The organism is Acinetobacter sp. AHP123, assembly GCF_023757925.1.
Classification (GTDB): domain Bacteria; phylum Pseudomonadota; class Gammaproteobacteria; order Pseudomonadales; family Moraxellaceae; genus Acinetobacter; species Acinetobacter oleivorans.
On record NZ_CP092454.1, the window covers coordinates 1,848,068 to 1,866,882 of the forward strand.

The 18,815-nt window shown below is 37.7% G+C and carries 15 protein-coding genes; 10 read left to right on the forward strand and 5 right to left on the reverse strand.

Annotation, left to right across the window (positions count from 1 at the left end; translation table 11 throughout):
* Window positions 1-5: 5 nt before the first annotated feature.
* On the reverse strand, window positions 6-728 hold the full coding sequence (ygfZ, locus tag MJX77_RS08935) for a CAF17-like 4Fe-4S cluster assembly/insertion protein YgfZ (RefSeq protein WP_252061236.1): 723 nt from the start codon (window positions 726-728) through the stop codon (window positions 6-8).
* Between the two features lie 212 nt (window positions 729-940).
* On the opposite strand from ygfZ, the gene MJX77_RS08940 reads away from it, so the two are divergent.
* The 4 genes from MJX77_RS08940 to MJX77_RS08955 all read left to right on the forward strand — a co-directional run bounded on the left by MJX77_RS08940 (window position 941) and on the right by MJX77_RS08955 (window position 2,846).
* Window positions 941-1,393 carry an SRPBCC family protein gene (locus MJX77_RS08940; RefSeq protein WP_192834420.1) on the forward strand — a complete coding sequence of 151 codons (453 nt, stop codon included), beginning with the start codon at window positions 941-943 and terminating at the stop codon, window positions 1,391-1,393.
* Between the two features lie 107 nt (window positions 1,394-1,500).
* Window positions 1,501-1,857: a DUF488 domain-containing protein gene (locus MJX77_RS08945; protein ID WP_031949228.1), complete on the forward strand. Its 357-nt coding sequence runs from the start codon at window positions 1,501-1,503 to the stop codon at window positions 1,855-1,857.
* A 91-nt stretch (window positions 1,858-1,948) separates the two neighbouring features.
* Window positions 1,949-2,293 (forward strand): zinc ribbon domain-containing protein YjdM, encoded by a 345-nt coding sequence (locus MJX77_RS08950; RefSeq protein WP_016137144.1) that lies wholly within the window; start codon window positions 1,949-1,951, stop codon window positions 2,291-2,293.
* Between the two features lie 211 nt (window positions 2,294-2,504).
* A complete protein-coding gene (locus MJX77_RS08955; protein WP_005309794.1) occupies window positions 2,505-2,846 on the forward strand; it encodes a YegP family protein in 342 nt (113 codons plus the stop codon).
* A gap of 54 nt (window positions 2,847-2,900) precedes the next feature.
* Here MJX77_RS08955 and MJX77_RS08960 read toward each other — a convergent pair whose 3' ends face one another.
* From MJX77_RS08960 to MJX77_RS08975, 4 genes are all read right to left on the reverse strand, one after another.
* Window positions 2,901-4,616, reverse strand: coding sequence for a proline--tRNA ligase (locus MJX77_RS08960; protein WP_252061237.1), 1,716 nt, complete (start codon window positions 4,614-4,616; stop codon window positions 2,901-2,903).
* Between the two features lie 58 nt (window positions 4,617-4,674).
* A complete protein-coding gene (locus MJX77_RS08965) occupies window positions 4,675-7,773 on the reverse strand; it encodes an efflux RND transporter permease subunit (protein WP_252061238.1) in 3,099 nt (1,032 codons plus the stop codon).
* A 15-nt stretch (window positions 7,774-7,788) separates the two neighbouring features.
* The gene (locus MJX77_RS08970) at window positions 7,789-8,898 is read right to left on the reverse strand and encodes an efflux RND transporter periplasmic adaptor subunit (RefSeq protein WP_252061320.1); all 1,110 of its coding nucleotides are present in this window, start codon (window positions 8,896-8,898) and stop codon (window positions 7,789-7,791) included.
* A 68-nt stretch (window positions 8,899-8,966) separates the two neighbouring features.
* Entirely contained in the window at window positions 8,967-9,602 is a 636-nt protein-coding gene (locus MJX77_RS08975) for a hypothetical protein (RefSeq protein ID WP_252061239.1), read from the reverse strand.
* A 285-nt stretch (window positions 9,603-9,887) separates the two neighbouring features.
* Between MJX77_RS08975 and pilG the strand changes: the two genes are divergently transcribed.
* From pilG to MJX77_RS09005, 6 genes are all read left to right on the forward strand, one after another.
* Window positions 9,888-10,271 carry a twitching motility response regulator PilG gene (gene pilG, locus MJX77_RS08980; protein ID WP_000389061.1) on the forward strand — a complete coding sequence of 128 codons (384 nt, stop codon included), beginning with the start codon at window positions 9,888-9,890 and terminating at the stop codon, window positions 10,269-10,271.
* Window positions 10,272-10,294: 23 nt separating this feature from the next.
* Entirely contained in the window at window positions 10,295-10,657 is a 363-nt protein-coding gene (locus MJX77_RS08985; RefSeq protein WP_004789266.1) for a response regulator, read from the forward strand.
* 59 nt (window positions 10,658-10,716) lie between these two features.
* Complete coding sequence (locus MJX77_RS08990; protein ID WP_005309806.1) at window positions 10,717-11,253, forward strand: chemotaxis protein CheW; 537 nt, start codon at window positions 10,717-10,719, stop codon at window positions 11,251-11,253.
* Window positions 11,254-11,297: 44 nt separating this feature from the next.
* Window positions 11,298-13,379: a methyl-accepting chemotaxis protein gene (locus MJX77_RS08995; protein ID WP_252061240.1), complete on the forward strand. Its 2,082-nt coding sequence runs from the start codon at window positions 11,298-11,300 to the stop codon at window positions 13,377-13,379.
* 148 nt (window positions 13,380-13,527) lie between these two features.
* Window positions 13,528-18,030 (forward strand): hybrid sensor histidine kinase/response regulator, encoded by a 4,503-nt coding sequence (locus MJX77_RS09000; RefSeq protein ID WP_252061241.1) that lies wholly within the window; start codon window positions 13,528-13,530, stop codon window positions 18,028-18,030.
* A complete protein-coding gene (locus MJX77_RS09005) occupies window positions 18,030-18,497 on the forward strand; it encodes a hypothetical protein (protein ID WP_174743683.1) in 468 nt (155 codons plus the stop codon). The genes MJX77_RS09000 and MJX77_RS09005 overlap by 1 nt, the downstream gene beginning before the upstream one ends.
* Window positions 18,498-18,815: the final 318 nt, after the last annotated feature.

Genomic DNA, 18,815 nt, shown 5'->3' on the forward strand with positions numbered 1-18,815 from the left:
AATTATTATTGTGGTCTTGCAACATCGCCACTTAAAGCTTCAGGTAACTCAAGAACTTGAAGTCCCAACTCTTGTAGAGCAGCAGGTTTAGCAACAACTAAAGCAAGATAACCTTGATCATTTGCAACACTATTAACGACTTCAATATCGTTATTTAATTGAGTTGCTGAAGCAGGCGCTTCACCTGTACCCTGAACCAGATGTAACCAGTGTTTTGGTTTTGCTTTAAACCAAAGACGCGCCACAATTTCCTGACCTAAGTAACAGCCCTTATCGTAATTGACACCTTCACGTTGATGTAAACGCAATTCTTGTGGTTGGAACTCATGTTCAGTTGCCTGTGTAATCCAAGCTTGACCCGTCATAATGGCTTGTTTTTGCCATTCAGAAATATCAGTTTCAGTCGTATTGAACTCAGTTTGATGATTCACAACTTTTGGGAACACAGCACCTTGTTCACTCAAGGTCATTTTCGAAAAAGCACCAAATTTTTTAACATGTTTGGCAAACTCTTCAGCTTGATCTTGAGCAACTACAATTTCAAAACTTTCAGGATTAATCTTTTTTAGCCACAAGCCAAAGTGAATACGACCTTTAAGATCACAAATGGCTGTATAGCGAGTTTCATTTTCAGCTAAACGTTCAGTATCTACAGTAACTTGGCCTTGTAAAAACTTCTGTGCATCTACACCGTTTAAAGCATATGAGGAGAAAGCGAGCAGACTCATGATTAATCTCAAATTCAATATGTTTCTTTATGATTGCTGACTATTTTGCTCCATTTTTACTAAAAAATCAGCCCTAGTTTTCGTAATTTGATTTCGCCTGAAAAAAGTATTTTGTTTGAAAAAACACCAAAAATATACGTTCGGATAAATCGGAAGGTTTAAGCTAATAAGCATAATTTCGATAATTTAAAAGAAATTAAAATAAGGAGAATATAATGGCAACAGGAACAGTAAAATTTCATCGCGTATTTAAGGCTCCAGCCGAGCGAGTTTACCGTGCATTTTTAGATCCAGATGCTTTAGTCAAGTGGTTACCACCGCACGGCTTTACTGCAAAAGTTCATAGTTTTGATGCAAATGTTGGTGGCTCATACAAAATGAGTTTTACCAATTTTTCGACAGGTTCAACACACGCTTTTGGTGGAACATATGTTGAACTCATTCCAAATGAATTAATTCGATATAACGACCAATTCGATGACCCAAATTTACCAGGTACTATGCAAGTTACCATTACATTAAAAAGCGTATTGGTAGGCACGGAAGTACATATTACGCAAGAAGGCATACCTGAAGTTATTCCTGAGGAAGCTTGTTATTTGGGATGGCAAGAATCCTTATCTTTGCTTACTTTATTGATTGAAGCTGAAATTCCAGATCAATAAAGCTTCTAAAATTTTGATGAAATATTTAAAAAGTGAGTGGAGCTAAATCTGCTCACTTTTCTTTTATAAGATCTATCTAAAATGTAAAACTTACACAGAGAAAGATTATGGATATACACATTAAAAGAATTTATGAAAATGCTGAACCTAGTGATGGAAAGCGAATTTTGGTTGACCGTTTATGGAGTAGGGGAATTAGTAAGGAAAATGCTCATTTAGATTTGTGGTTAAAAGAAGTGGCGCCTTCAACAGAACTGCGCAAGTGGTTCCATGCAGCAACGCCAGATCATTGGGAAGAATTTAAGCAGCGTTATTTAAAAGAGCTTGAAACTAACTCCGCAGTTGAAGAGCTACAACACATCGCAGTAGAACATACAGTTACGCTTTTATATTCAGCAAAAGATGTTGAAAATAACCATGCAATTATTTTGAAAGAATATTTATTAAGTAAAAACTCAAAATAAATGTATAAATTTTTTTTTGGTAAAAGTCTTTTATTTAAAACTTTAAAAAATGAGTCATATCTCGCATAATATACTTTTTGAGATTTTTTTCATGTCTTTGCCAAACTGCCCAAAATGCCAATCAGAATATACTTACCAAGATGGCGACTTATTGATTTGTCCTGAATGCTCAAATGAGTGGAAAGAAGGGGATGCATCGCTTACTGAAGAACAAGAAATTATTAAAGATGCTAATGGAAACGTATTAGCTGATGGCGACAGCGTAACTGTCATTAAAGACTTAAAAATTAAAGGTTCATCTTCAGTCGTAAAAGTAGGCACGAAAGTAAAAACGATTCGTTTAGTTCCAGATGCAAGTGATGGCCACAATATCGATTGCAAAATTGATGGTATTGGTCAGATGAAGTTAAAATCTGAATTTGTAAAAAAAGCTTAAATTGTTAATTTTAATTACATTTCAGTAGAGATATGCACTTATATCTCTACTTTTTAAATTTCTAACATCATTATAATTTTATTACGAAAAAGTATAAAAAATGGGCTATTCAAAGAATGATAGCCCATTTATATTGTCATAAATAACAAATAACTTTCGTCCAGAATAATAACGAAAGTCATACCCACACCAACAAAAAAATGAGGTTTTTATGGCAGGATGGTACGAAATTTCACTAGCGAGTGATGGACAATACCGCTTTATTTTAAAAGCAGGAAATGGTGAACCTATTCTAAATAGTGAGCTATATAAGGCTAAAGCTTCTGCGGTAAATGGTATTGAATCAATTCAGAAAAATAGTGGTGATGACGCACGATATGAGCGTTTAACTGCAAAAAATGGGAAACCTTATTTCAATTTAAAAGCTGCAAATCATCAAATTATTGGCACAAGTCAATTCTATGCGAGCGAAGCTTCACGAGATAAAGGAATTGAATCTGTTAAAACCAATGGTTCATCGACAACTATTAAAGATTTAACGGTTCAGGCATAAAAATTGAGTTAAAAAAAGCAGCTTCTAAAAGCTGCTTTTTTATTTGTCTATTTATTAACGCGCTAACTTAGCTAAAAGTTCTTCTTTTGTTAAATTGCTCGCTTCAGCATCGCGACGGCCTTTATATTCAAAAGTACCAGCATCAAGACCTTTTTCACCAATCACAATACGGTGTGGAATACCCATCAATTCAAGGTCAGAGAACTTAACACCCGGACGTTCGTTACGATCATCAAGCAACACATCAAAACCTTGAGCTTGAAGTTCTGCATAAAGTGCTTCTGCTGCTTCAAGTGTACGTGGTGATTTGTGCGCATTCATTGGAACAATTGCAATTTCAAAAGGTGCAATGGCTTGTGGCCACATAATACCTTTGTCATCGTAGTTTTGTTCAATTGCAGCTGCAACAACACGTGTTACACCAATACCGTAGCATCCCATGGTTACGGTAAATGGTTTGCCATCTTCACCTAGAACTTTACAGCCTAAAGCTTCAGAATATTTAGTACCAAGTTGGAAAATATGACCTACTTCAATACCACGTTTAATTTGTAGTGTGCCTTTACCGTCTGGAGATGGGTCACCCTCAACGACATTACGCAAATCAAAAACTTCTGTAATTTGCGCATCACGTTCCCAGTTTACGCCCACAGCATGTTTATCAGCTTCATTTGCACCAGCAACGAAGTCAGAAAGCACAGATGCAGCGCGGTCAACAATTACAGTTAAGCCTTTCTCAACTAAACCTTGTGGACCTGTAAAGCCAGCAGTTAAACCAAATGCTTGAAGTTGTGCTTCAGTTGCAAAAGTAAGAGGGGCAGCCACTAAAGGATGCTTCTCAGCTTTAATTTCATTAAGTTCGTGGTCACCACGTACAAATAGAGCAACAACAGGAACATTACCTTTTTCGTCAGCAACACCTTGAACCAATAAAGTTTTAACCGATTGCTTTGGATCAGCATTTAAGAACTGACATACATCATCAATTGTTTTCTGGTTTGGTGTTTCAACCAATTTAAATTCTTGTGTCGGTGCTGCACGTTCACCCACTAAAACAGCCTCAGCCATTTCAACGTTTGCTGCATAATCAGATTCAGTTGAGAATGCGATGTCATCTTCACCACTAGCAGCCAATACGTGGAATTCGTGTGAAGCTGAACCACCAATAGAACCTGTGTCGGCTTGTACTGGGCGGAAATCTAAACCTAAACGAGTGAAAATACGACTATATGTGTCGTACATTACGTCATAAGTTTCTTGTAACGACTCTTGAGTTGCATGGAAAGAATAAGCATCTTTCATGATGAACTCACGTGAACGCATTACACCAAAACGTGGACGAATTTCATCACGGAATTTGGTTTGAATTTGATAGAAATTTACAGGAAGCTGCTTATAACTTTTAAGTTCGTTACGCGCCATGTCTGTAATAACTTCTTCATGCGTTGGCCCAAGTACGAATGGGTTCGTATGACGATCTTTAAAGCGTAATAATTCAGGACCATATTGTTCATATCGACCCGATTCTTCCCAAAGACTTGCGGGTTGAGTCACGGGCATGAATACTTCCATTGCGCCTGAGCGGTTCATTTCTTCACGAACAATCGCATCTACTTTTTTAAGCACACGTGTTCCCATCGGCAGCCATGTATATAAACCAGATGCCAATTTACGAATCATCCCCGCACGTAACATGAGCTGGTGTGAAATCACTTCAGCATCATTTGGGGTTTCTCTCAACGTTGCAAATAAAAAGCGGCTTGCGCGCATGGAAAAAGTCCTAAAAGTTAAGCGTTATAAAAACGCAGATTATACGATAATCGCTGCATTATGACATGAATCGTCGAGTTTGACGCAGCATAAAGTTTTTCAAGTCATCTAGATAAGTGAAAATGACGGGTACAACTACAAGAGTCAATAGGGTAGAGGTAATTACTCCCCCAATCACAGCGTGAGCCATTGGTGCGCTTTGCTCACCGCCTTCGCCAAGACCTAAAGCTAAAGGAACCATCCCCATCACCATGGCACTTGTTGTCATTAAAATTGGACGTAAACGTGTTTTGCCCGCTTGTAAAATAGCATCATAACGGCTTGTCCCCTGATCCATTGCTTTCTTAATAAAGTCGATAAGCAAAATCGCATTTTTAGTGACGAGCCCCATCAACATGATAATACCGATAATCGAAAATAGATTTAGGGTACTTTTGAACAAGAATAGGGCAAGAAAAACACCAATGAGTGACAATGGTAAAGAGGTCATAATTGCAGCAGGATGAATAAAGCTATTAAACTGAGAACCTAAAACAATATAGATAAACACAATTGAGAGGGTAATGGCTGTTAATGCATATCCAGCAGATTCAGCCATGTCAGCATTTGCCCCTTGAGTATCAAATGTATATCCAGCAGGTAGTTTAAATGCCTTTTGCATTTTATCGATGTCTTGACCAATGTCGCCGCTAGGTCGTCCTGAGGTATTTGCCTCAATCAATACTTCACGCTCAAGATCACGTCGGTTAATTTGTGAAGCACCGAGTTTTTCTTCAGTTGTTGCAACTGCGCTAAGTGGAACTAATATATTTTGCCCAGTCGCATCGGTCTTATTGGAGTTGAGATATAGGTTCTGCACATCTTGTGGAAGCATACGTTTATTTTCATTTAAACGTACATTCACATCATAATTTTCGCCATCGCGATCTTCCCAAGTTGTGACATTATCACCCGCAATTAATGGGCGAATCGCATTGGCAATCTGAGAAACTGATAAACCTAAGTCACTTGCCAGTACACGATTAATATGGACACCCAGAGTCGGCTTTGGTTCTTTCAATGAGCTTTCTAAATCAACTACACCTTTAATTTTTTCCATTTCAGCAATAAAACGATCTGAAATTTTCTGTAGCTCATTTAGATCAGATCCTTTAATAGAGATCATGATTGGCTTTTGCCCGCCAGAGACAGAATCTTGTGCTGCGGCAACAGAAGTCACTCGAATACCCGCTACACTTTGCAAACGATCACGGAACTGATTGTTGAGTGTATTTAGATCTGAGCTACGTTCTTGTTTTGGCTTTAAGGTCACCCCTAAACCTGCATGGTTTTTACCTGAGTCTACTTCACTGTTGACCACGCCATAAGTAGAAACCACATCGGGGAACTGCCTAATAATTTTATCGACTTGATGTAATTTCGCTTGGGTATATTCCAAAGAAGCATCTACAGGAGTTTCAAACTGAATACGAACTTCACCTTTATCTGGGGTCGGTACAAATTCAGTTCCAATTAGTTTAGACAGTCCTAGTGCAGCAAATAGTGAAACAATTGCAATAATGACTGTGATAAAACGGAAACGTAAAGCCAGCTTTAAGAGCTTTTCATAAATATGAGTCAGTCGATCTAACACATTAGAAATATGGTTAAAAAAGCGTTGTAGCCAATTATCTTTTTTCTTAACCGGATCTTTCCAGTGAGCAGAAAGCATTGGATCGAGCGTAAAACTAATAAACATTGAAATTAAAACGGCTGTACTCACCGTTACGCCAAACTGATAAAAGAAACGTCCAATCAACCCGCCCATGAAGGCAACAGGTAAAAATACGGCCACAATGGTAAGCGTTGTTGCGAGTACAGCTAAACCAATTTCTTTCGTGCCTTCTAAGGCAGCAGTCACATGATCTTTGCCAAGTTCAGTATGTCTTACAATATTTTCCCGAACCACAATCGCATCATCAATTAGTAGGCCAATACTGAGCGATAGGGCTAATAATGTCATCATATTAATACTGAAACCAAAAGCCCAAATGAACGTTAAGGTTCCTAGCAAAGTAATCGGTAAGGTTAAGCCTGTAATAACGGTAGAGCGGAAAGAGCCTAAAAATAATAGAACAATTAAAACTGCTAAGGCAGCACCTTCAATAATAGTACGGGTCACATCTTTAATTGAAGCGCGGATTCCTTTGGAGCTATCGGCCACAACTTTATAGTTTAAACCCGCAGGCATTTGTGTTTTTAATTTCTCTAAAGTTTGGTAGGTTTTATCAACAACCTGAATCACATTGGCATCAGAACTCTTTAAAATATCGACAGAGACCGCTGTTCTTCCATTATAAAATGCACTTGATTGTAGTTCGGCTTGAGTATCTTCAATCGTTGCAACTTGCTTTAGAAAAATTGGTGAACCATTTTTATTGGCAATCACCAAATCACCAAAAGCAAGTGGATGAATGACCTTTGATTGAATCTGTACAACCAGTTCAGAATTCTTTTGTTGTAAGGTTCCTGCGGGAACTTCAATATTTTCATTTTTTAGCGTATTAATGACCTGATCAATACCAATCCCGTAACTTTGCAGTTGCTCAGGAAGAATTTTTATTCGTATTTGCCGTTTGGCATCCCCCAATAAATTCACATTACCGACACCAGACACGGTTTTAAGCTGAGGCACGATACGTTTATCTACATATGAACTTAATTGAGCCAAACTCATGCTATTTGATTCAAATACAACTGACATGATCGGGCTAGAAGAGGGGTCGTAGCGTTGTACAATCGGTGTATCAATTTCATCACGAAATTGGGCTGTAACAGGAGCAATTTTGTCACGAACATCTTGTGCTGCAAGGGCTGATGAAGTATCAAGATTGAACTCAGCCACAATCATCGAAAAGCCTTCACTTGAGCGTGAAGTGATTTGTTTAATCCCTGAAATTGTATTGATCTGATCTTCGAGTTTTTTTGTAATATCTGATTCGACAGCTTCAGGTGAAGCACCAGCATATTGCGTAGTCACTACTACGAATGGGAAATCGACGTTCGGAAACTCTTCCACTGTCATCCGTTTCCAAGAAGCTAACCCGAGTACCATTAAGCTGATCATCATCATAATAGTAAAAACGGGGTATTTCACACTGATTCGAGTAAACCACATATGCTATTTGCTACCTTATTTATTTTTTTCAGTTGTAACCGTCACTTTTTTATTAATGTCGGAATCTTCAAATTGAATACGGCTCACTAGATCTGTGCGTTGTAGGCCATCAACTAAAGCAATATTGTCGTTATAGCGCTGTTCAATCACACGAATTTTAACTTTTTGAATGGTTTGATTACGTACCACCCATACAAAAGGATCATGTTGCATATTTTGAATGCTATCTAAAGGAATCGTTTGGCCTTGCTGAGTGTCATTACGTAGAATATTTCCATTAATGAAAGCCCCAATGCTTAGCGAATCAATTTTTTCTTTAGGAACGGCAAAAAATTCGATTTGTCGGCTGTCTTGATCTGCAACAGGTGAAATACGCGTAAGTGTCGCATTTAACTGTTTATAATTTCCCTGAATCTGATATTGAATGCTGCTACCGACTTTAAGAGCAGACTGCTGTTCAATTGGTAACTTGGCTTGTATTTCAAGTTGGTCTGGATTTACGATTTCAAATAAGGTTTGACCAACTGATACGGTCTGACCAGGTTCGACTTGTCGTTTAGTAATGACGCCTGAAATTGGGCTGGTAATAATGCCGTCTTGATCAGCCTTACGAGCAATATCAACATTCGCTTGTTGGGCCTTTACACTTTCAAGTTGTCCTTTATAGTCAACCTGACTCTGTTCAAACTCGACACGAGCAATAAACCCCTGATTAAAAAGTCGTTGCTTTCGGTTCATTAAATTGCGTGCAAGTTCAGCTTGTGACTGAGCTGATGCGAGGTTGGCGCGCGCTTGTGCTAATCGTGCAACATTATCTTGATTATTCAATCTTACTAAAACTTGGCCTTTTTGCACCTGTTGACCAACATTTGTAGTTACAGTAGTCGCCGTAGCACTCACTTGAGCCTGAATTGAACTTTGCTGAACCGCACGAATGGTTCCTGTAAATGCAGTTTGGGAGTCAAGTGCTCCTTCTTTAACTGCAATCAGGTCTTGAGGAATGAGTTCAATTTTTGCTGGAGCTGATGCCGTTGTTTTAGTCGTTTCTTGCTGATTACATGCAGCTAAAATCAAACATAAACTAATAATACTCAGTTTAAAAATAGTGGAAGGGGTGAGATGCATCTTGTGCATACAGCATCATCCTATAATTCAAATTTTATTTTGCCCCTATTCTTGATAAACCTTTACAGTTATTCAAGCTTTTTTAAACGTTCGATAATGTTTTCATACTCGCTATTGGTACGTTTGTAAGTCTTGGAAAGTGTTTCAAGTGTCTGTTTGACTCTGTAAATATTATTTAGATTGTTTTCAATCAAAGTCTTATGTCGCTCAGGAATGACTTCTCGCTTTCTGAAATATTCCATTTCTTGACGCTTAAATAAAATTTTGTCTTGTTGTAACTGGTCGAGTTGTTCCTCTTGATAGTTAATTTGCTTCTTTATAGCAAGTAATGCTTGATCTCTTTTAAGCATGGCTGTCTTACTATTGCTATAGGCATTTTTTAATTTCATATCTAGTTCTCTATGCCGTGCCGATAGTGCTCGTTGTCCTGATTGATTTAAATCAGCCTCGGCACTATAAGAGTGATTTCTTTTAATCACTTGCATATTTTGATCTAGAACTTCATAACCGTAACGAATGTGAGCAGGAGTGACTGATGTACTGATATTGGCCGTACCGTGTTGATCATAATAACGATACCAGACCACTTTAGAAGTATCCGCTAGAGCCAAGGTTGTTGAAAAACAGAGCGAACCGAAGGAAATAATGCCTATAGATACAGACAAGCAGTTCCTATAAAAGGCATATTTCATCCGATTATTCATTGAATATCCCCAAAAAAAGAAAGCTAAATTGCTTATTTTTAAATAATTAATCTTTAATATATTAGTTATTATTTAGCTGAATAAAAATATAGTCATTATAAAAAAAATGATAATTTTAATTAAAGTGTGATGAGGTTAAAAGTTATTGTTTATAAATGAGAAAGTAGACAAAAATGCCTCATTGAAAATAGACTGTGAGATATGTTAAAAATGCGTATAAATGCGCAAAAACAAATTTAAGTTAAATTGCATTTATATTTTATATTTATGGGGATGGAAGATTAAATGGAAGATGCATTCCAAAATCTGAAAGTAATGGTAATTGATGACTCAAAAACCATTCGCCGAACAGCCGAAACTTTATTACAGCGAGAAGGCTGTGAAGTAATTACTGCGGTGGATGGATTTGAAGCTTTGTCCAAAATTGCAGAGGCAAATCCAGATATTGTTTTTGTCGATATCATGATGCCTCGTTTAGACGGTTATCAAACTTGCGCTTTGATTAAAAACTCTCAAAATTATCAGAACATTCCCGTTATCATGCTCTCTAGCAAAGATGGTTTATTTGATCAGGCAAAAGGGCGTGTGGTAGGTTCAGATGAATACTTGACGAAACCTTTTAGCAAAGACGAATTGTTAAACGCGATTCGTAATCATGTAAGTTCATAATTAAGTAATTTAAGGGCAAAGAAATGGCACGTATTCTTATTGTTGATGATTCACCAACAGAAACTTATCGTTTTAGAGAAATTCTAACCAAGCACGGCTATGACGTACTTGAAGCATCTAATGGTGCAGATGGTGTAACTTTAGCAAAAGCCGAACAGCCTGACTTAGTGTTAATGGATGTTGTTATGCCTGGTGTAAATGGTTTTCAGGCAACACGTCAGATTACCCGCGATGAAGACACTAAGCATATTCCTGTTGTTATTGTGAGTACTAAAGATCAGGCAACTGACCGAGTATGGGGCAAGCGTCAAGGTGCAATTGATTATTTGATTAAACCTATCGAAGAAAAGCAATTGATTGATGTAATTAAACAATTTCTAAATTAACTCATCCATCCATAAAAACATAAATAACGGGATTATCGGCCCGTTTTATAGGATCGAGTATGGCAGCGAATGGATTTATCGAGTTACTTCGTTTGTCTAAACGGGGTAATAAGAATTACGCTTCAGTTCAAAATGAAGCACAGCGATGGTCAGGAATTGCTTTTGAAATGAGAGGGCAATACTTCGTCGCACCACTTGGGGAAGTGTCAGAAGTTATCTATCCACCGAAATATACGCCAGTTCCAAATGCTCAAAGTTGGGTAAAAGGTTTAGCGAACATTCGGGGAAGGTTGCTTTCAGTTTCTGATTTGGCTCATTTTATTTCAGGGCAACGAAGTACATTTTCGTCTGCCCAAAAAGTGTTATGTATTAGCCATCACGACCAGTATGTGGGGTTGGTTGTGGATCAGGTCTTGGGGATTCAGCACTTTAATAAAAAAAGTTTTTTTTCTCAAAGCTTAGACTTAGAGGAAAACCTAAAAGATTATTGCCAAGGTTATTTTCACCAACATAACCAGCATTGGCATGTCTTTTTATTTAGTCGTTTATTGCAAAACCCACATTACATGAATGCATCGACAAAATTTATAAACTAATTTTTTTACGCTGTGAAAAACAGAGTATTTTCTGGGGAGAAGCTATGGGCTTTAAGCTTAAAAAGAAAGGCGGCAATCGTGTTGCGTCCGAAAAATCGGGTCTCAATTTTATTGCAAAAATCCAGTCAGGAATTGAGCAATACGCCAGTTTATTTGGGGAAAGTGAAAAGTCCAAGCCTATCCTTTATGTAGCGTTGTTATGTTTGGTATTTGCTTTAACTTCGCTCGTTTATTTATTTTATAGCGTACCTCGACATAACGAATTAACACGTAGTTTGGGTGAGTTGCGTTTATTGTCGCAAACGATTTCAAGACAAGCTACTGAAGCAACGGCTTCTGGTTCACCTAAAGCTATGAAAGACTTAGCTGAATCAAATAAACTTTTTGCAGAAAATATCAAAGATGTTGAAAATATTCATGGTAAATCTTCAAAAGAATACAAAAAGGTTGCGGTTCTGTGGAAAGCTTTGTCTTATGACATTAACTTGATCTCGTCACATCAGGGCGTAATTAATCAGTTATATAACATGAATATCTCGATTAGTGATTCTATTCCAGAGATTCAGGCTGAATATAACTTGATGGTTGATAAGATGGTTCGCGAAAAAGCACCAAGTAGTCAGGTGATTATTGCTAAGAACCAAGTATTTATTGCAGAACGTATTTTACGCTCTATTAACACTGTTTTGGTTGGTACTGAAAACTCTCAGACCTCAGCACATGACTTTGGTGTGGATATTGAGACGTTTGGTGTGTATTTAAATGCACAGCTAAACGGGAATCCTGAATTGGGTGTTGCTAGAGTTGAGTCTCCAGAAGTACGTGAGTCTTTGGAAGGCATTAAATCTGAATATGATAAAGTTTTAAAATCTGCAGCGGCATCAGTTCTTAAACATACAGATCAGATTGTAAACGTACGTCAGTCATCAGGCGAGATTTTATCGGAATCTGATGAAATGTTATCTGTATTGGGTGATCTTTCTAAACAAACACAATATGGTTGGAAAGCTTTTGCTTTAGTTGCACTTCTTACATTGTCACTTCTTGGTTTAATTAGTTCAGTCTTAAAGCTTTTATCACTTCGTAGTAAAGCAGATAAACAACGTGTAGCTACCTTACAAGAAGAATATGACCGTAACCAAAACGCGATTTTACGTTTACTAGATGAAATCGCCGACTTGGCAGACGGTGACTTGCGTTCATATGCAACGGTATCTGAAGACTTTACGGGAGCGATTGCCGACTCGATTAACTTTGCGATTGACCAATTACGTGATCTTGTATCCCGAATTCATGAAACTTCTCAGGAAGTTGCTCGTTATACGCATGATACACAGAATATTACTAACCAGTTGGCAGAAGCATCAGAGCATCAGGCACAAGAGATTGCCGGCGCATCAACCGCAATGAATGAAATGGCGCAATCAATTGACCAAGTATCTTCAAATGCATCGGAATCTACGGAAGTAGCAGAACGTTCGGTACAAATTGCTTCTAATGGCGCACAAGTGGTAAACCGTTCAATTGAAGGTATGGACACGATTCGTGAGCAGATTCAGGAAACTTCTAAACGTATTAAGCGTTTGGGTGAGTCTTCACAAGAAATTGGTAACATCGTATCGTTAATTAACGACATTGCGGACCAAACAAACATTCTTGCATTAAATGCGGCAATTCAAGCATCTATGGCAGGTGAGGCAGGACGTGGTTTTGCCGTGGTTGCAGATGAAGTACAGCGTCTTGCAGAACGTTCAGCATCGGCAACTAAACAGATCGAAACTCTGGTTAAAACAATTCAGACTGATACTAACGAAGCTGTTATTTCAATGGAACAAACAACAACTGAGGTTGTACGCGGAGCGAACTTGGCAAAAGATGCGGGTATTGCCTTGGACGAGATTCAAAAAGTATCGGGTGACTTGGCAAACTTAATGGCCAGCATTTCTGATGCAGCAAAACTTCAGTCTGCATCTGCGAGTCATATTGCGACAACGATGACCGTCGTACAAGAAATTACTTCGCAAACCACAACTGCAACATTCGATACAGCACGTTCGGTTTCTGAATTAGCAAATATGGCAGAGTCATTACGTGAATCGGTAACGGACTTTAAATTACCTGATTAAATTGGGGACGAGGATAGCTGTTTCTATAATAGCTATCCTTTTAAAAAGTATTAACAACGCTAGGTAAATATTGGGGACACAGCTATTTATCTGGCGTTGACTCTGTCGTTTTTCTCCATTTAGGAGACAAGCAAAAGAAGCCTTTGCTATGAAAGAAATATTAAAAACTTTAACTGAAGCAATGATGCTACCGGAAGATAGCTATTCTCAACAAGATGCTGAATTTATTGATATCTTCGTTGAAGAAATTGAAGAAATTTTTGTTGAATTGCAATCTCTGATTCATGAATGGATGCAATCTAAAAATGTTGCTACGCTGACTGAGATCCGTCGCCATTTTCATACCTTGAAAGGTTCAGGGCGAATGATTGCAGCGAAATCCTCTGCTGAGCTTGCTTGGACTGTAGAAGATACGCTTAATCGGATCATCAATGAGAGTCTCACATTAACTCCTAACATCCAACAATATGTTCAGTTGGTATTTAAGTTCTATTTCGTTAAATTAGTAGATGACTTTAAATCTAAAAAGGAACATGCAGTAGATTTTAGACCTCTTATTTTATTGGGACAACAATTACAACAACAGCAAAGTTTAGAGCCTGCTTTAGAAGAACTTTTATTATTGTCTGATACTCTCACTGCGGAAACTAAGACTGGTTTAGAGGTGAATGATTTAGAGCCGGTGTCAGATAATTTAACCCTAGAAACCACGATAGAAAGTGAACATAATCTTGCTGAAACCTTAGTTTTATTTATGGAAGAAGCGGAAGAGCACTTAGCGACCATTGATCAATTTTTAGAACAAGAAATACATCAGCACGAAAGTTATAATGCGCTCATTCGTGCATTACATACATTGCGCGGTAGCTCGGCAATGGCTCAGGTAGAAGCAATTTTTGATGCTAGTACGAAGGTTGAGCATTTATTCAAAATCTTATTACAAGAAGAACTTTCTTCTCATTCAGAAGAGATATTACTACTCCGTGATTATCGTCAGTTTATTCGAAATTGTTTAGATCTATTAGCTGCGCATTGCTCTAATGACCAATTAGATTCAAATCTGAAACAGTTTAACCAAGTTTGGGATGCTTATATGGAGCAGCATGAGGAGCATTCAAGCCCACTCATGCCTCCACATGGTCTGGTATCTCAGCTGTTACAGCTCAATGTTTCAGAATTACTTGATGCAGAGTTAGATTTTGAGAAAGGAATTCGTTCTGAGTTTCCTCATTATCTTGAACGATTAAGTGAACAAGCTGACTTGTTACTGCAACATACTCAGTCTCAGGCCATGGTTGGTTTATATGAATATACGAACCAACTAAAAGATAGCTATGACGTATTGCTTGATCGACCTGATTTATTGCAATCAGATTATGTTTTTGAAATTTATCAGAAAGCACATCAACAATTAATTCAGTTATTTGACGCATTAGCTGCGGGTCAACGAGTTAGTATTATTGAGCAACACCAAAGTGTTTTGGAAGAGCTAAAACTATATACCCAACATATTCCAAGCCTTAATTCTGAACCATTAGATAATCAGGATGTTGTTGAGTCATTATTTAGTGTTGATGTAGAACAAACATCAGATGAATCTCCGGCATCTATCGAAAGTGTATTAACTGATCATGTAGCAATGAGTCAGAGTATGCATTTAGATCGCCAATTCATGACTACTGAGCACGTAAATCGTTATTTTGATCCAGAACTGTTAGATATTTTTCTTGAAGAAGCCGATGAGTTGCTTGAAGGAATGGATACAGATCTTAATATTTGGGTTAATGATCAAGAGAACTTTGCTGCTCTTAATAACCTGATGCGTTATTTGCATACCTTAAAAGGTGGGGCAAATATGATTCAGGCAAATTATATTGGTTTAATTGCACATGAATTAGAAAGTATTTATGAGCGCATCATTCAAAGACAGTTGGTTGCTTCATCTGCTCTTATTGATTTTATCCGTCTGGTTCAAGATGATTTAGCTGACCGTCTACAAATAGTACGTGAGCAGCACCTAGATTATGCGGCTTCTCATACTATTCAAGCGCTTAAGAGTGCCGGTAAGGTATATGAGTCACTTGGCTCTGTTGTTAAAGAGATGCAAGCAGAGTCTGAAACAGATGTTATACCAGAATTAAATGTTGAAGTATTACAGCAAGAAGCTATAAACGATACTGCGTTAAATCTCGATGAGTTAACTTCTAATTTTGAGCAGATTGTTGAGTCTAATACTCGACTTGTTGAGCACACAGAATTACAAATTTTTGATGCAGAAGGCTATACAGACAGTATCCAAGATCAGGATATTGATTCTGTTGTCGAGCAGACATTTATGGAGGAAGCGGCCGAACTGTTAGAGATGGCCGATCATCTGTTAAAGCAATGGTTTGAACAGCGTACCAATCGTAGTATCTTGCTTCAGCTACAAAGAGCAGTGCACAGTTTGAAGGGTGGTTCCCGTATGTTGGGACTAGAAACTGTGCAAGCAATTGCTTATCAACTTGAGAATGCTTTTGAAAAATTTGCGCTTTATCATTTTAGCTCAAATATTTATGATAACTTATTAGAGAGTGCGATTGTCTGGCTAAAAGAGGCAATTTTTAAGCAAAATTATCAACATTTCGATGGATTACAGCATAGTCTAGAAAATATTCAGTTTATTGAAACGGCAATTCAAATTCCGAGTAAATTGACTAGAACTGATCTATTTGGCACGGAACCTGTAATGAGTTTTGTGCAAGGTGATGGTACAGAACCACCGCCAATGATGGGTGCATGGGAACAAACGCAGCATCTTGAACAAAACAATGAGATGATTCGTGTTTCAGCAGATTTAATCGAGAAAATGATTGATTTATCTGGTGAAAATTCAATTAACCGTTCACGAATTGAAATGGATCTAAGTCAATTTGGTCATACGCTCGTGGAAATGGAATTAGCCATTCAACGACTTGCAGACCAGTTGCGTCGAATGGAAGGCGAATTAGAAACTCAGATTATTGCAAAACACGGTATTGAGCATTCTCGTTATACAGAATTTGATCCTCTAGAGATGGATCAATACTCTTCATTGAATCAATTATCGAAATCACTTGCCGAATCTGCATCGGACTTAGTGGATTTCAAAAATACATTATCCGAAAAAATCAGAGATACCGAAAGTTTATTGGTACAGCAATCGCGTATTCAGGCCGAAATTCAAGAAGGTCTAATGCGAACTCGTCTAGTACCATTCTCTCGATTGCTACCTCGTTTACAACGAATTGTGAGACAGACCTCTACTGCATTGGATCGACCAGCAGAGCTTTTTGTTAATAATACTGAAGGTGAGCTAGACCGGACAATGCTAGAGCGTTTGGTTACACCGCTTGAGCACATGCTTCGAAATGCAATTGACCATGGTCTAGAAGATCGTGTGCAACGTGAACAAGCACAAAAACCAGAAACTGGACGTATTGAACTAAATATTCACCGTCAAGGTACGGATGTTGTTGTTACGTTTAAAGATGATGGTCGAGGTATTGATATTGAGAAGGTTCGTCAAAAGGCCCTCTTATCTGGTTTGATTAATTCTGAACAAGTCTTAGAACATCAAGATATTTTGCAGTTGATTTTCCATCCAGGGTTAAGTACGGCCGATCAAGTCACTCAGATTTCAGGTCGTGGTGTAGGACTTGATGTTGTACAAAGTGATATTAAAGCTTTGGGCGGACATGTGAGTGTTGACTCTGTTTATGGGCAAGGAACAATCTTTACCATACGTGTTCCAACCACAGTAGCTGTTAGTGATGCATTGATGGTTAAAGTTGCTGATCAACAATTTGCAATTCCGTTGGCTCAAATCGATCGAATTGTTCGAGTTTCACCAACTTCATTAGAACAGTATTTTGGAAGTGCACAAGAATTCTTTGAATTTGAAAATAAACGCTATCCATTACGCTATTTATCTGAGTTTGTTGGTAATCAACCGATTCCACGTTTAAGTGGGATGATGTATTCGCTACCAGTATTAATGATTAAGGCCAATAATGGACAAACCATTGCATTATTGGTTGATCAGCTTATTGGTTCACGAGCGCAGATTGTAGTTAAGCCAATCGGGCAGCAGTTCTCTAGTATTGGTGCGATTGCAGGTGCAACTATTTTAGGTGATGGTCAAGTTTGTCTAATTTTAGATGGACAAAATATTGCTCGCCAAATTCAGTCTACTCGTCGACATAAGTCGCTCAATGAGACTGTCTATAGACAACGCGAGTCTGACGAACGCCGTCTCATTATGATTGTAGATGACTCTGTTACAGTTCGTAAGGTAACGACTCGTTTACTCGAACGCCAAGGCTATGACGTAGTCACAGCTAAAGATGGTATTGATGCAATTGAGCAGTTGGAAAATATTAAACCAGATCTGATGTTGCTTGATATTGAAATGCCACGAATGGATGGTTTTGAGGTACTTAACCTCGTACGACATCATGATCTACATCAACATATGCCAGTCATTATGATTACATCAAGAACTGGCGAAAAACACCGTGAACGAGCATTTGCTTTAGGGGTTAGCCAATACATGGGTAAACCTTTCCAAGAAGAAGACTTACTTCACAATATTGATGCTTTTTTCACGACACGTGAAGAGGAACTTGCCTAATGAAAAGTCAGATAAGTACATCATTAATTAATGAAATGGATCAGCAAGAACTTCAGCATTTAATTACTGTTTCAACTGGTTTTATTGATGCATATATTATTGAATGTGATCAGCAAGTGCCGATGCTATTGCCACAAAACATCGTGTTATCAGCGATGGATGTCAAAAATGGCATTAAGCATATTGAATGGCATGACGTAAAGCTTCCGGTCTATTCATTGCATAATGAAGTTGATTCGCGAGCGGTGGCATTGGTTATTGAAAGTGAAGATATCAGCCAACGTTTTGCACTCATCTGCAAATCGATGCCAGCTTCAGTTCGTTTACGTATTTCTGAAGTCGTAGATGAAAATGAAGATATACAAGATACTTTGCAGAATCCAAGTGTATTTAAATATGTGCGTATGGAGAATCAACGCTACCACGTTCCTAATTTGCAATATATCCAAAACTCGCTTCATCTATAAAAAAAGGAACTCATTTGAGTTCCTTTTTTTCAGTTGTAGATGAGGTTCTTTTATAAGAGTTAGCATGGTTCGGAGTTATACAAAACGAATTAAGAAGTAATTGCTTTATTTATATTTTATATGTTTTTTAGATTGAATATCAGTAGTGGAATTTAATAATATTATTGGGTTTTAATAACTGCTAACTTTAAGTATATTTACGTTGAATGTTTAAAATAATATAGATTAAAATTATATTTAAAAAGGAGCTTTATATTTTTATGAATAAAATATAGAAATTTAATCCAAAACAAAATATTTGTAAAAGTAGATAAAATA